The 13,253-nt window shown below is 70.5% G+C and carries 11 protein-coding genes; 5 read left to right on the top strand and 6 right to left on the bottom strand.

Annotated elements, in window-relative coordinates; translation table 11 throughout:
- The first annotated feature begins 37 nt into the window (after positions 1-37).
- The 3 genes from pta to pyk are packed head-to-tail and all read left to right on the top strand — an operon-like array spanning position 38 to position 4,897.
- Complete coding sequence (gene pta / locus ACZ4S3_RS10130; protein WP_467929478.1) at positions 38-2,134, top strand: phosphate acetyltransferase; 2,097 nt, start codon at positions 38-40, stop codon at positions 2,132-2,134.
- 39 nt (positions 2,135-2,173) lie between these two features.
- The gene (locus ACZ4S3_RS10125) at positions 2,174-3,409 is read left to right on the top strand and encodes an acetate kinase (protein WP_467929474.1); all 1,236 of its coding nucleotides are present in this window, start codon (positions 2,174-2,176) and stop codon (positions 3,407-3,409) included.
- Positions 3,410-3,469: 60 nt separating this feature from the next.
- Positions 3,470-4,897, top strand: a complete 1,428-nt coding sequence (gene pyk / locus ACZ4S3_RS10120; protein ID WP_467929471.1) for a pyruvate kinase — start codon at positions 3,470-3,472, stop codon at positions 4,895-4,897.
- Positions 4,898-5,012: 115 nt separating this feature from the next.
- Here the strand turns inward: pyk and ACZ4S3_RS10115 are convergent, their stop codons facing one another.
- The 4 genes from ACZ4S3_RS10115 to ACZ4S3_RS10100 form a co-directional block, all read right to left on the bottom strand.
- Positions 5,013-6,269, bottom strand: coding sequence for a hypothetical protein (locus ACZ4S3_RS10115; protein WP_467929466.1), 1,257 nt, complete (start codon positions 6,267-6,269; stop codon positions 5,013-5,015).
- The gene (locus ACZ4S3_RS10110; RefSeq protein ID WP_467929462.1) at positions 6,259-6,828 is read right to left on the bottom strand and encodes a DUF6114 domain-containing protein; all 570 of its coding nucleotides are present in this window, start codon (positions 6,826-6,828) and stop codon (positions 6,259-6,261) included. Before ACZ4S3_RS10110 ends, ACZ4S3_RS10115 begins: the two co-directional genes overlap by 11 nt.
- A 132-nt stretch (positions 6,829-6,960) precedes the next feature.
- On the bottom strand, positions 6,961-7,578 hold the full coding sequence (locus tag ACZ4S3_RS10105; protein ID WP_467929458.1) for a DUF6230 family protein: 618 nt from the start codon (positions 7,576-7,578) through the stop codon (positions 6,961-6,963).
- 621 nt (positions 7,579-8,199) lie between these two features.
- Complete coding sequence (locus tag ACZ4S3_RS10100; RefSeq protein ID WP_467929455.1) at positions 8,200-9,171, bottom strand: tetratricopeptide repeat protein; 972 nt, start codon at positions 9,169-9,171, stop codon at positions 8,200-8,202.
- A gap of 376 nt (positions 9,172-9,547) precedes the next feature.
- On the opposite strand from ACZ4S3_RS10100, the gene ACZ4S3_RS10095 reads away from it, so the two are divergent.
- The gene (locus ACZ4S3_RS10095) at positions 9,548-10,195 is read left to right on the top strand and encodes a TetR/AcrR family transcriptional regulator (protein WP_467929451.1); all 648 of its coding nucleotides are present in this window, start codon (positions 9,548-9,550) and stop codon (positions 10,193-10,195) included.
- Between the two features lie 32 nt (positions 10,196-10,227).
- On the opposite strand, the gene ACZ4S3_RS10090 is transcribed toward ACZ4S3_RS10095, so the two are convergent.
- Positions 10,228-11,241, bottom strand: a complete 1,014-nt coding sequence (locus ACZ4S3_RS10090; RefSeq protein WP_467929446.1) for a GDP-mannose 4,6-dehydratase — start codon at positions 11,239-11,241, stop codon at positions 10,228-10,230.
- Positions 11,238-12,398: a UDP-N-acetylglucosamine--N-acetylmuramyl-(pentapeptide) pyrophosphoryl-undecaprenol N-acetylglucosamine transferase gene (locus ACZ4S3_RS10085; RefSeq protein WP_467929442.1), complete on the bottom strand. Its 1,161-nt coding sequence runs from the start codon at positions 12,396-12,398 to the stop codon at positions 11,238-11,240. The genes ACZ4S3_RS10090 and ACZ4S3_RS10085 overlap by 4 nt, the downstream gene beginning before the upstream one ends.
- Before the next feature lie 63 nt (positions 12,399-12,461).
- Here ACZ4S3_RS10085 and ACZ4S3_RS10080 point away from each other — a divergent pair, with 63 nt between their 5' ends.
- Positions 12,462-13,205, top strand: coding sequence for a response regulator transcription factor (locus tag ACZ4S3_RS10080; RefSeq protein ID WP_467929438.1), 744 nt, complete (start codon positions 12,462-12,464; stop codon positions 13,203-13,205).
- Positions 13,206-13,253 lie beyond the last annotated feature (48 nt).

Below are 13,253 nucleotides of genomic sequence, written 5' to 3'. Positions count from 1 at the left end.
GTATGGCGTGCGAGCAACGGAAGGACGGAGAGCACGCGTGACGCGCAGCGTGTACGTGACCGGGATCGACCGAGGCGACGGCCGCCAGGTCATCGAGCTGGGAGTCATGGAGCTCCTGACCCGCCATGTCGACCGGGTGGGGGTCTTCCGCCCGCTGGTCCACGACGACGGGCCCGACCGGCTGTTCGACCTGCTGCGGGCCCGCTACCGGCTCACCCAGGCCGCCGACACCGTATACGGCATCGGTTACGAGGAGGCCGCCACCCTCCAGGCGGAGCGCGGCACCGACGAGCTGGTCTCCCGCCTCGTCGACCGCTTCCACGCCGTGGCCAGGGAGTACGAGTACGTCCTGGTCCTCGGCTCGGACTACGCCGGCACCAACCTGCCGGCCGAGCTGGCCCTCAACGCCCGCCTCGCCAACGAATTCGGCGCCTCGGTGCTCGCCGTCGTCGGCGGCCAGGGCCAGGAGGCGGAGTCCGTACGGGCCGAGGTCCGCAACGCCTACCGGGCCTACCACTCGCTGGGCTGCGACGTCGTCGCCATGGTCGCCAACCGCGTCGCACCCGAGCTGCGTACGGCCATCGTCGACCGGCTCTCCGCGCGCCTCCCGGTGCCCTGCTACGCGCTCCCCGAGGACGGCTCGCTCTCCGCGCCGACCGTCGGCCAGATCGTGCACACGCTGGGCGCGGAGGTGCTGCTCGGCGACGACTCCGGCCTCGCCCGCGACGCCCGGGACTTCGTCTTCGGCGGCGCCATGCTGCCGACGTTCCTCAAGGCGCTCACCCCCGGCTGTCTGGTGATCACCCCTGGGGACCGCGCCGACCTGGTCATCGGCTCGCTGGCCGCGCACAGCGCCGGCGCCCCGCCGATCGCCGGTGTGGTGCTCACTCTCGACGAGCGGCCCGGCCCCGACATCATGGCGCTGGCGAGCCGGCTCGCCCCCGGCACCCCGGTCGTGTCCGTACCCGGCGGGTCCTTCCCGACCGCGGGTGAGCTGTTCGCCATCGAGGGCAAGCTGAACGCCGCCTCGCCGCGCAAGGCGGAGACCGCGCTCGGCCTGTTCGAGCGCCATGTGGACACCGTGGAGCTCACCAACCGCATCTCCGTCGCCCGCTCCGGCCGGGTCACCCCGATGATGTTCGAACACGAGCTGATCGAGCGCTCCCGCTCCGGCCGCCGCCGCGTCGTCCTGCCCGAGGGCGGCGAGGAGCGCGTCCTGCGGGCCGCCGATGTGCTGCTGCGCCGCGATGTCTGCGACCTCACGCTGCTGGGCGAGGAGGAGGCGATCCGCAAGCGCGCCACGGATCTGGCCATCGACCTGGCGGGTGCCCAGATCATCGACCCGCAGACCTCCGAGCTGCGCGAACGGTTCGCCGAGCGGTACGCCGAGCTGCGCTCCCACAAGGGCGTCGGTTACGAGCTGGCCTACGACGTCGTCGCGGACGTCTCCTACTTCGGCACGCTGATGGTCCAGGAGGGCCTGGCCGACGGCATGGTGTCCGGCGCGGTGCACTCCACCGCCGCGACCATCCGGCCCGCCTTCGAGATCATCAAGACGAAGCCGGGCGCCCAGATCGTCTCCTCGGTCTTCTTCATGTGCCTGGCCGACCGGGTCCTGGTCTACGGCGACTGCGCGGTCAACCCGGACCCGAACGCAGAGCAGCTGGCGGACATCGCCATCCAGTCGGCCACCACCGCCGCCCAGTTCGGCGTCGAGCCGCGGATCGCGATGCTCTCGTACTCCACCGGCACCTCCGGCTCCGGCGCGGACGTCGACAAGGTCCGCAAGGCCACCGAGCTGGTCCGCGAGCGGCGCCCGGACCTGCTGGTCGAGGGCCCGATCCAGTACGACGCGGCGGTGGATGCGGCGGTCGCGCAGACCAAGCTGCCCGGCTCCGACGTCGCCGGGAAGGCCACCGTGCTGATCTTCCCGGACCTGAACACCGGCAACAACACCTACAAGGCCGTCCAGCGCTCGGCGGGCGCGGTCGCCGTCGGTCCGGTGCTGCAGGGTCTGCGCAAGCCGGTCAACGACCTCTCGCGCGGCGCCCTGGTCCAGGACATCGTCAACACCGTCGCCATCACCGCCATCCAGGCGCAGGGCGCCCGGCCCGGCGCCGAGCGCTCCGCCTGAGCCCCCGGAACCCTCCCCCACCCCATCGGAAAGCACTACATGACTGCCACCGCCTCCCGCGTCCTCGTCCTCAACTCCGGCCCCTCGTCGCTGAAATACCAGCTGCTCGACATGACCGGCACGCAGTCGGCCGGCGGCTCCGCCGCGGGCCGTCTCGCCGTCGGCCTGGTGGAGCGGATCGGTGAGGAGACCTCGCGTCTGGTGCACACCCCGCTGGCCGCCGGCGGCGACAGGCGCGAGACCGAGGGCCCGATAGCCGACCACGAGGCCGCGCTGAAGGCCGTCGCCGCGGAGCTGGCCGCCGACGGGCTGGGGCTGGACTCGCCGGAGCTGGCCGCGATCGGGCACCGGGTGGTGCACGGCGGGCTGAAGTTCACCGAGCCGACCGTGATCGACGCTGCGGTGCTCAAGGAGATCGAACGGCTGGTGCCGGTCGCGCCGCTGCACAACCCGGCCAACATCACCGGCATCAGGACCGCGCAGGCGCTGCGCCCCGACCTGCCGCAGGTCGCGGTCTTCGACACCGCCTTCCACACCACGATGCCGGAGTCCGCGGCCCGCTACGCCATCGATGTCGAGACCGCCGACGCGCACCGCATCCGCCGCTACGGCTTCCACGGCACCTCGCACGCCTATGTCTCCCGCAAGACCGCGGCGCTGCTGGGCAAGGACCCGTCCGAGGTCAACGTCATCGTGCTGCACCTGGGCAACGGCGCCTCCGCCTCCGCGGTGGCCGCCGGCCGCTGCGTGGACACCTCGATGGGTCTCACCCCGCTGGAGGGCCTGGTCATGGGCACCCGCTCCGGTGACATCGACCCGGCCGTCACCTTCCACCTCAAGCGGGTGGCGGGGATGGACGAGGACGAGGTCGACGCGCTGCTCAACAAGAAGAGCGGGCTCATCGGGCTGTGCGGCGACAACGACATGCGGGAGATCCGGCGCCGTATCGACGAGGGCGACCAGCGCGCCCAGCTCGCCTTCGACATCTACATCCACCGGCTGAAGAAGTACATCGGCGCCTACAGCGCGGTGCTCGGCCGGGTCGACGCGGTGGCATTCACCGCCGGCGTCGGCGAGAACGCCGCCCCGGTGCGGGAGGCCGCCCTCGCCGGTCTGGAGCTGATGGGCATGGCGGTGGACGCCTCGCGCAACGCCGTACGGTCCGACGAGCCGCGGCTGATCTCGCCCGAGGACGCGCGGGTGGCGGTCGCCGTCGTGCCCACCGACGAGGAACTGGAGATCGCTCAGCAGACATATGCCCTGGTCAACGCCTAGACGTTGGTGTTTCCGCCCACCGGAATATTCCGCTCTGAAACAAACCGATAGGATTCCGCCATGCGCCGTTCCAAAATCGTCTGCACCCTGGGCCCCGCCGTTGACTCTTTCGATCAGCTCAAGACACTGATCGAAGCCGGTATGAACGTGGCCCGTTTCAACATGAGCCACGGGACCCACTCGGAGCACGAGGAGCGGTACCACCGTCTTCGCAAGGCCCAGGAGGAGACCGGCCACGCCATCGGCGTGCTGGCCGACCTCCAGGGCCCCAAGATCCGCCTGGAGACCTTCGCCGAGGGCCCGGTGGAGCTGGTGCGCGGCGACGAGTTCGTCATCACCACCGAGGACGTGCCCGGCGACAAGACCATCTGCGGTACGACCTACAAGGGCCTGCCCGGCGACGTCTCCAAGGGCGACCCGGTCCTGATCAACGACGGCAATGTCGCGCTGCAGGTCATCGAGGTCGACGGCCCGCGGGTGCGCACCATCGTCATCGAGGGCGGGGTCATCTCCGACCACAAGGGCATCAACCTGCCCGGCGCGGCGGTGAACGTTCCGGCGCTGTCCGAGAAGGACATCGACGACCTCAAGTTCGCGCTGAACATGGGCTGCGACATGGTCGCCCTCTCCTTCGTCCGGGACGCCAAGGACGTCCAGGACGTCCACCGCGTCATGGACGAGGTCGGCCGCCGGGTCCCGGTCATCGCCAAGGTCGAGAAGCCGCAGGCGGTGGCCAACATGGAGGATGTCGTGATGGCCTTCGACGCCGTCATGGTCGCCCGTGGTGACCTGGCGGTGGAGTACCCGCTGGAGAAGGTCCCGATGGTGCAGAAGCGCCTGGTGGAGATGTGCCGGCGGAACGCCAAGCCGGTGATCGTGGCGACCCAGATGATGGAGTCGATGATCACCAACTCCCGGCCGACCCGCGCCGAGGCGTCCGACGTCGCCAACGCCATCCTCGACGGCGCGGACGCGGTCATGCTCTCCGCGGAGTCCTCGGTCGGCAAGTACCCGATCGAGACCGTCAAGACGATGTCGAAGATCGTCGAGGCGGCCGAGGAGGAGCTGCTGTCCAAGGGCCTGCAGCCGCTGGTGCCGGGCAAGAAGCCGCGTACGCAGGGCGGTGCGGTGGCCCGTGCGGCCTGCGAGATGGCGGACTTCCTGGACGGCAAGGCGCTGGTGGCCTTCACCAAGTCCGGTGACACCGCCCGCCGGCTGTCCCGCTATCGCGCCACGCAGCCGATCCTGGCCTTCACCACCGAGACCTCCACCCGCAACCAGCTGACGCTGAGCTGGGGCGTGGACGCCTTCGTCGTACCGCACGTGGACAACACCGACGCGATGGTCGACCTGGTGGACGCCGAACTGCTCAAGCTCAAGCGCTACAACGCGGGTGACACCATGCTGATCACCGCCGGTTCGCCCCCCGGCGTCCCCGGGACCACCAACATGGTCCGGGTGCACCGCCTCGGCGGCGAGAGCGCCTGACGGGCTGACGGGCCCGCACGACGGAAAACGGCTGTGGGCCGCCCCCCGAGGGGGCGGCCCACAGCCGTTTTCTGCACCTTCCGGAAAGCTCCGCCGCGCGGGGCGGCTCTCCCGGTCAGTCCTCGATGGTCACGTGCATACCCGGGACATGGAGATTGCCGCCGAACTGGCCCGCCTGGTCGATCTTCACCTTGGTGAAGTACGCGAACGGGACATTGATGGGCGGCGGGTGCTCGGGGTCGAACACGATCGGGATCAGGCCGAAGAGATTGCCCTGCAGCCGCTCGGTGTACATCGTCACCTTGCCGCCACGGATGGTGGAGGTGGACCCTGGCGTCGACCGGACGTGGTACTTCTTCCCGGACGTCGGGTCGTCGACGATCTGGTGGAGATCGCCGATGTCGATGCTGTCGGCCGTGAACTTCAGGGCCTGCTTGGTACGGCCGCCCTGCGTCGTGACATTGACGACGCCCTCGTAGTTCAGACCGCGCAGGGTGAGCCCGCTGGACTCCAGGTGCCAGGGGGCATCGGGCAGGGTGACGGGCGTCTGCTCGTCCTTGCCCTTCTGCTTGTTCTCGACGACACAGGGGTATCCCTGCTTGCCGCCGGCGTCCTTGCCGTCCAGCCCGCCGCCGGGCAGGGCGTTGTCCGCCGTGCCGACCACACCGTGGACGGTGTCGTTGACCGTCTTGGACCCGTTCCCGCCGTTCGTGAGGCTGCCGACGGTGTCCTTGACCGGCTTGGTGAGCTTGTCGGCGGCAGACGCGGAGTCCTTGGACGCGGAGTCCTCGGACCCGGCGTCCTTCGAAGCGGACGCGGAGGGCGAGGGGCTCGGCGAGGCCGCCGGCTTGTCCTCGGACGTGTCGCCGCCGAAGAGACCGCCGAGCGCATCACCGATGCCGCCCAGCAGACCGCCGTCGTCCTTCTTGTCCTCGGAGGCCGACGGCGACGGGCTCGGCGAGCTCGACGGCTGGTCGGTCCCCGTGGAGCCGGAGGGCGTGGGCTCGGGCGTCTTGCCCGCGTCCTTGGTGGCCGAGGGAGAGGCGGAAGGCTTGTCGGACGGCTTGGCGGCGTCCTTTTTGTCCTGCTTGTCCTTCGCGTCCTCCTTGGCCTTGGCGTCCTTCCCGTCCACCTTGTCCGGGGCAGTGACGCACGGGCCGTCCTTGAAGGGGCTCTTGGGCGCCGGCTTGGCGATCGCCATCTGGGGCGTGAGCCCCATGCCCATGAGCACGGCGGACGGCATGGCGGCGATGGCTATCGCCTTGCCCGCGGGCACGTGGAACCGAGTCAGCAGCGGCTTCCTCGGTACTGCGTGCCGCGGCCCGGTTCTCGGCCCGGCGGCTGCGTTGTCGTGCAGCTCGTCACCCGGCACGGTGCCTCCCGTTCGTTCCGTTGGTCGGGCTCGTTCCTGACAGGTCGTCCAGTCCGAAGCCCAGCCCGGAACCGGCGCCGTTGGCCGGTGCGGGATTCGTGGCGACCACCGGTCCGGCGATCACCTCGCGCTCCTTCTCACCGCCATCGTCCGCGCTCTGCGGCCGGCCCGGCGCCCAGGCGATGCCCAGCGCACCCCCGATCAGCGCCACGAGGTAGCCGATCAGGAAGCCGCCGAAGTTCGAGACGACCAGGGAGACCAGGGAGAGCAGAATCGCCGCCACGCCCGCGAACACGCGCGAGACGGGCTGGAACCACAGGGTGAGACCGAGCACGACCAGCAGTACGCCGATGATCAGCGAGCCGGCGCCGGCGGTGGTCGCCATGCTGACGGTCAAGCCACCGAGCGAGAGGTGCGCGTAGGGGAAGTACATGATCGGGACCCCGCCGAGCAGAGTCAGCAGGCCGCCCCAGAACGGGCGGCGGCCGCGCCAATCCTGGAACGAAAGGCGCTTGTGGCCGAAGGTCTCGATCAGCCGTGGTCGCGTGTCGGCGCTCATGTTGTACAGCTCCTCGGGACTGGCAAATCGGTGGTACTGAGCTGGAGTGCGTAACTGATGCAACCGGCGTACGGGCACGGGGCACGGCTTCTGCCGCCGTACAGCTCACCCCGCGCCCGCACGCTCAGTGCGTCAGTAGCACTCGTTCTTGCCCTTGGCGACGCTCATCTTCAGGCCGCTGAGCTTGAACGTGCCGGCCGTGGTGGCCCAGGCACGCTGCTTGACGTTGGTCAGCACGGCCGAGTCGGCTTCCTGGGCGAAAGAGCCCGGGTCCGCCTTGTCGCCCTTGTGCATGCCGGGGCCCTTGGACGTCGAGCCCGCAGCAACACCGATGTTGATGTTGTTGAAGGTCGCGTCCGCGTCCAGCTGATCCAGGTCGATGTAGAGGTTCTTCGCCTCGACCGGCGTGCTACCGCCACCGGCCGACAGCTTCATCGACACATCGCCGAACACCGGGACCGGCACGACGACGGACTGGCACAGGTTCTTGATCTTGGCGCTCGAGAACCCCGAGACCGCCACCGGGACGTTCTTGCCGCCCTTCTGGGCGTCAACGGCTCCGTACTGAACGAATCCGGTGCCGTCCAGGCGGTCGGTTGCGACCTTGAACTGCTGGCCGGACACGCTGAACGATGCCGCGAGCGCACCCTGCGAGAGGGCTACGCCGATCGCCGCTGTCGCGGCAACGCTCGGCACCATGACGACGGCGAACCGCTTCCATCTGGTCCCGCCACGAGCCAGGGACTCCATGACTTTCCTCCTTCTCGGACGTACATCTCCGGTGCCCGACCTCTCAGTTGAGAGCAGCCGCACCTGGGATGGGAGAAGTGCTACGTCCTCGGGAAGGAGAGCGCCCGTCCTCGGAGGCGCTGTGCGTTCCGATTACCGGCGATCACCCCCGAGCGACAACCACTGGCCACGCTCTCGCGCAACCTCCTGGACAGGCCCTGCCGGAAGGGGCAGAGACCCCCCTGTCCATGGCCGGCGCTCACTGCCGCCGACCACTCGGTGGGGACCCCGAATACCCCGCGGCACCAACCGGATGCCGGGCTGCGGGAAGGGACCGAGCGTGGCCGATCGTGGTGCATTCGGAGCCGCCGCACAAGGGGCTCGTTACTTGCGGGTAACGGACCGATAACCGAGCCGCGACCGACCGAAACCGAACGGGCACGCACCGTCGCACTGACCGCGGCGGGACAACGGTCATTTACGGGCACAACGACCCAAGAAAGGCGGTCGGACTTACTCCAAGTAACAGCGCCTACGATTACCAAGATTTGGTAAAACGTAGGCGCCATTCCGTTTGCCGAGACACCTCGCGGGAGGTGTGGAGGTCACACGGGTGTCACACGGCCGTCATGCGAGGGACTGTCAGAACAGGACACGTGCAAGGGCCGTGCGCGCCGCGGTCACCCGCTGGTCGTCCGTACCGATCACCTCGAACAGCTCCAGCAGTCGCACCCGCGCGGCCTCCCGGTCATCACCGGAGGTCCGCTTCACCGCGTCGACCAGCCGCCCGAAGGCGTCCTCGACATGCCCGCCGACCAGATCGAGGTCCGCGGCACAGATCTGCGCCTCGACATTCGCCGGGTTCTCCGCGGCCTCCTTGCGCACCGCCTGCGGGTCCAGGTCCTGCACCCGGCGCAGCAACTCGGCCTGCGCGAGCCCGAGCTTGGCCTCCGGGTTGGCCGGGTCGTCGGCGAGGACGTTCTTGTACGCCTGGACGGCGCCGCCCAAATCACCGGCGTCCAGCGCCTGGCTCGCCGCTTCCAGCAGCGCGTCGTACGGGCCGACCGGCTCGGGCGCGGGCTCACTCTCCACCGGGGCCTCGACGGCGGCGTCGACCGGCGCGCCCACGATGCCGAACTGCTGCTCGGCGGCCTGCACCAGCTGGTCCAGCACCTGCCGGATCTGCGCCTCGGGGGCCGCACCCTGGAACAGCGGGATGGGCTGGCCGGCGACCACCGCGAAGACGGCCGGGATGCCCTGCACCCCGAACTGCTGGAAGAGCATCTGGTTGGCGTCGACGTCGATCTTGGCCAGCACGAACTTGCCGGCGTACTCGGTGGCGAGACGCTCCAGCAGCGGACCCAGCTGCTTGCACGGCTCGCACCATTCGGCCCAGAAGTCGATGACGACCGGAACCTCGGTGGAGCGCTGCAGGACGTCCTGCTGGAACCCTGCCTCGTCGACGTCGAACACCAGGCGGGCGCCGCCCGCGGGTGCCTGGCCGGTGCGGGCCGCCTCGGCGCGCGCCTGCTCGGCCTTCTCCTTCGCTTCCCCGGCCGCCTTCACCGCTGCGAGGTCGACGACTCCACTCATGGACATGTTGCGTGGCTGCATGAGTCCATCCTCCCCCCTGGGCACCGTGTTCCGAAAAGCGATGCGGAAATCCGGCCGAATGACCTGAACGGCACCGCCGGACCTGCCGCCGGGCACCGCCCCCGTGCGTACGCCCCGCCGGGTTGCCGGCGTACGTCCGGGAAGGTGCCCGAGCCGGCCCGAGGAGGACCGGTGTGTGGTCCCGAGGAGGACCGTTGTGCGGCCCTGGGTCCCCACCCATGGCCTGTGGTTGTCGCCGCGCGAGCCCGTTCCCAGCGAGCTCTTACGCTACGACCCGTAGCGTAACTGTCCGCGACCCCCACTCGGCACCCGGTTTCGGCCCCCCACGACGTGATCTGCCTCACGAGCCGCGTCGCCGGGTCACTTACTGGCCGGTATGGTCGCCCGCATGCACGACTCCACCAGCCCCCGGAAAGGCCGCACCGGCCGCCCGCGCAGCGCCGAGGCCGACCGCGCGATCCTCGACGCGACCCGCGCCGCGCTCGTCGACCTGGGCTGGGGAAAACTCACCATGGGCGATGTCGCGGCACGGGCCGGCGTCGCCAAGACCACGCTCTACCGCCGCTGGGCCAACAAGAACGAGCTCGTCGTGGACGCCGTGGCGGTCCTCTTCGACGAGCTCGAACTCCCCGACCGCGGCTGTCTGAAAGCCGACATCGAGGGCGTGGTGCTCCAGTTCGGTGCGCTGCTCGCCCGGCCCGAGACCAAAACGGCACTGATGGCCGTGGTCGCCGAGTCCACCACCGACGACGCGCTGCGCGAGCGGATCCGCTCGGCGATCGTCGACCGCCAGAAGCGGCTGGTCGTCCTCGGCCGCGAACGCGCCCAGAAGCGCGGCGAACTCCCGCCCGACAGCCCCGGTCCCGAGGGTGCGCTGGCCGCCACGCAGGCCGTCGGCCTGATCTTCGACGTCATCGCCGGTGCGATCGTCCACCGCACCCTGGTCAGCTCCGAGCCGGTGGACCCCGCCTGGGCCCACCAGTTCTCGACGGTGCTGCTGACCGGCCTGGTCGGCCTGGGCTGACGGGCCGACAGGCCGACCGGGCCGGACCGGCCTCAGACCTGGTAGCGGTCGGCCGCGAACAGATGCAGATTCCCGGCCACCCACCGCGACGTCCGCTCCAGGCCTTCCTCCAGCGAGATCCTCGGCTCCCACGAAGCCCACTCCCGCGCCCGGGAATTGTCCGACAGCAGCCGCTCGACCTCGCTGCCCGAGGGCCGCAGCCGCGCGGTGTCCACCACCACCTCGGCCTCCCGGCCCGACGCCGCGATCAGCGCCTCGGCCAGCGCGCCGATGGCGATCTCCCGGCCGGTGCCCAGATTGACGACCTGCCCCAGCGCCCGCTCGCAGTCCGCCATCGCCAGGAAACCGGCCGCGGTGTCCGTCACATACGTGAAGTCGCGGGTCGGGGTGAGCGAGCCGAGCTTGATCTGCCGGGCGCCGGAGTGCAGTTGGGCCAGGATCGTGGGGATCACGGCGCGCGCCGACTGCCGGGGACCGTAGGTGTTGAAGGGCCGTACGACCGTCACCGGCAGCTCGAACGCGTGCCAGTGCGACAGCGCCATCATGTCGGCGCCGATCTTCGAGGCGGAGTAGGGCGATTGCGGCTGGAGCGGGTGGTCCTCGCCTATCGGGGCGGTCAGCGCGGTTCCGTACACCTCACTGGTCGAGGTGTGGACGAGGCGGCGCACGGCGTGCCGGCGGCAGGCCTCCGCGAGGTTCTCGGTCCCGACCACGTTCGTCTGGACATAGGCGCCCGGCGAGTCATAGCTGTACGGGATCCCGATCAGCGCCGCCAGATGGAAGACCGTGTCGCAGCCCGCGACGGCGTCCATCACCCGGCCCGCGTCCCGTACATCCCCCGTGATCATCTCGACCGGGGACCCGGGCACCAGATAGCGCGCCAGATTGCCCTTCTCGGCATACGGCTTGTAGTGGACGAAGGCGCGTACCTCGGCGCCGGCCTCGACCAGCATGTCGACCAGGGTCGAGCCGATGAATCCCTCGGCCCCGGTGACCAGAACCTTGCGGCCCGTCCAACGCGCCGTATGGGTAGTGCTGCTGCTCATGCTGACTCCTTCATCGTGCAGGTGGTTGCGTAGGGGTGGCCCGCCAGCGCCAGCGCCTTGGCGGCCAGCAGGTCGGCGGCGCGGGCATGGGTGCCCGGGTCGGCGGCGGCGCCCATCGCGGCGAGCCGGTCCGGGTCGTCGAGCAGGGGGGTGACCAGCGCGTCCAGCCGCTCGTCCGTGGTCTGCGCGTCCGGCAGCAGCAGCGCCGCCCCGGCGTCGGAGAGCACCCGCGCGTTGTGCGTCTGGTGGTCGCCGGGCGCATGCGGATACGGGACGAGGACGGCGGGCATCCCGATGGTGGCCAGCTCCGCGACGGTCGACGAACCGGCCCGGCACACCACCAGATCGGCGGCGGCGTAGGCCAGATCCATCCGGTCCAGATACGGCACCGCCTCGGCGACCGCCGCCCCGCCGTTCGCCGCCAGCAGCGCCCGGGTCTCCTCCAAAGCGGCGGGGCCGGTCTTGATCAGCAGACGGAGACCGCCTCGGGAGCGATAGCGGCCGGCCAGCCCGACCGCGGCCTCGGTGAGCCGCGCCGCGCCCAGGCTCCCGCCGTTGACCAGCAGCAGCCGGGCCCCGTCCGGGACACCCAGCTCCCGCCGGGCCGTCGCCCGCAGCGCCGCCCGGTCCAGCCCGGCCAGCGGGCCGACCAGTGGCATCCCCACCGTCTCGGCCCGCTCACCGCCCGCCAGGTGCGCCCGGCTGCGGTCGAAGGCGAGCGCGAGATGCGGGGTGAGCCGGGCCGCGAACTTATTGGCCCGGCCGGGCACCGCGTTGGACTCATGGACCAGGCTCGGCAGCCCGGCCATCCGCGCCCCGACGATGACCGGTGCGCTCGGATAGCCGCCCATGCCGACGGCCACCTGGGCGCCCTGCGCCTTGAGGATGGCCCGGCACTGGGCGCCGGATCTGAGCAGGGCGGCCGGCAGCAGATAGCGCCGGGCGCCGAGTGACGGGTCGAAGGGGATCATGTCGACGGTGTGCAGCCGGTATCCGGCCTGCGGTATGAGCCGGGTCTCCAGACCGCGCTCGGTCCCGACGAACGAGATCACCGCGTCGGGCACCGCCCGGCGGAGCGCGTCGGCGAGGGCGAGCCCCGGATAGATGTGACCGCCGGTGCCGCCCGCACCGATCACGACAGAGAGTGGTGTGCGCATGGCCGCCACGCTCGCCAAGTGCCCTAAGAAGCTTCTAAGAGAGGTGTTTGACAGCCTGTGTCCATGCCCCATCACCCAGCACAGCCGTCCGCAGCAGGGCAGCCTCTCCCGCCCTCCGCATCCAAGATCCTCGTCGTCGACGACGAACCGGAGGTCCGCGCCGCCGTCGAGGACGGTCTCACCGTCGAGGGCTATGCGGTACGCGGCGCCGCCGACGGTCTGGCGGCGCTCTCCGAGGTCGCCGCCTGGCAGCCGGACGCCCTCGTGCTGGATGTGATGATGCCGGTACTGAACGGGCTGGCCGTCTGCCGGCGTCTGCGCGCGCTGGACGACCGCACGCCCATCCTCGTACTGACCGCGCTGGACTCCGTCAGCGAACGGGTCGACGGCCTGGATGCCGGAGCCGACGACTATCTGGTCAAACCCTTCGCGCTGGACGAACTCCTGGCGCGCCTGCGGGCCCTGCTCCGCCGGGCCGCCGCCCCCGCCGCCGACGACGGCACCCTGGCCTTCGGCGACCTGGTCGTCGACCCGCGCACCCGCAGCGGCCACCGGGCGGGCCGTCCCCTGGAGTTCAGCCGCACCGAATGGGCGCTGCTGGAACTGCTCCTGCTGCACCCGGGACAGGTGATGCCGCGCGAGGTGATCCTGGAGCGGGTCTGGGGCCGCGACTTCGGGCCGGACTCCAACTCCCTTGCCGTATACGTCGGTTACCTTCGCCGCAAGCTGGAGGCGGGCGGCGAGCCGCGCCTCGTCCACACCGTGCACGGCGTCGGCTACCGCCTGGACCGGCCGGAGGAGGCGTGAGCGATCGGCATGAGCGAGCAAACGATGCAGAGGTGCGCGCCACGCGCA

It is taken from the genome of Streptomyces sp. NPDC028368, from assembly GCF_055565615.1.
The sequence above is the reverse complement of the archived record's forward strand: the minus strand, read 5'-3'. Positions and strand labels throughout refer to the sequence as shown.

Coding starts and splice junctions, on each gene's coding strand:
- ACZ4S3_RS10125 (WP_467929474.1), top strand. CDS start 2,174: ATGACTGCCACCGCCTCCCGCGTCCTCGTCCTCAACTCCGGCCCCTCG.
- pyk (WP_467929471.1), top strand. CDS start 3,470: ATGCGCCGTTCCAAAATCGTCTGCACCCTGGGCCCCGCCGTTGACTCT.
- ACZ4S3_RS10110 (WP_467929462.1), bottom strand. CDS start 6,828: ATGAGCGCCGACACGCGACCACGGCTGATCGAGACCTTCGGCCACAAG.
- ACZ4S3_RS10105 (WP_467929458.1), bottom strand. CDS start 7,578: ATGGAGTCCCTGGCTCGTGGCGGGACCAGATGGAAGCGGTTCGCCGTC.
- ACZ4S3_RS10100 (WP_467929455.1), bottom strand. CDS start 9,171: ATGCAGCCACGCAACATGTCCATGAGTGGAGTCGTCGACCTCGCAGCG.
- ACZ4S3_RS10095 (WP_467929451.1), top strand. CDS start 9,548: ATGGTCGCCCGCATGCACGACTCCACCAGCCCCCGGAAAGGCCGCACC.
- ACZ4S3_RS10090 (WP_467929446.1), bottom strand. CDS start 11,241: ATGAGCAGCAGCACTACCCATACGGCGCGTTGGACGGGCCGCAAGGTT.
- ACZ4S3_RS10085 (WP_467929442.1), bottom strand. CDS start 12,398: ATGCGCACACCACTCTCTGTCGTGATCGGTGCGGGCGGCACCGGCGGT.
- ACZ4S3_RS10080 (WP_467929438.1), top strand. CDS start 12,462: ATGCCCCATCACCCAGCACAGCCGTCCGCAGCAGGGCAGCCTCTCCCG.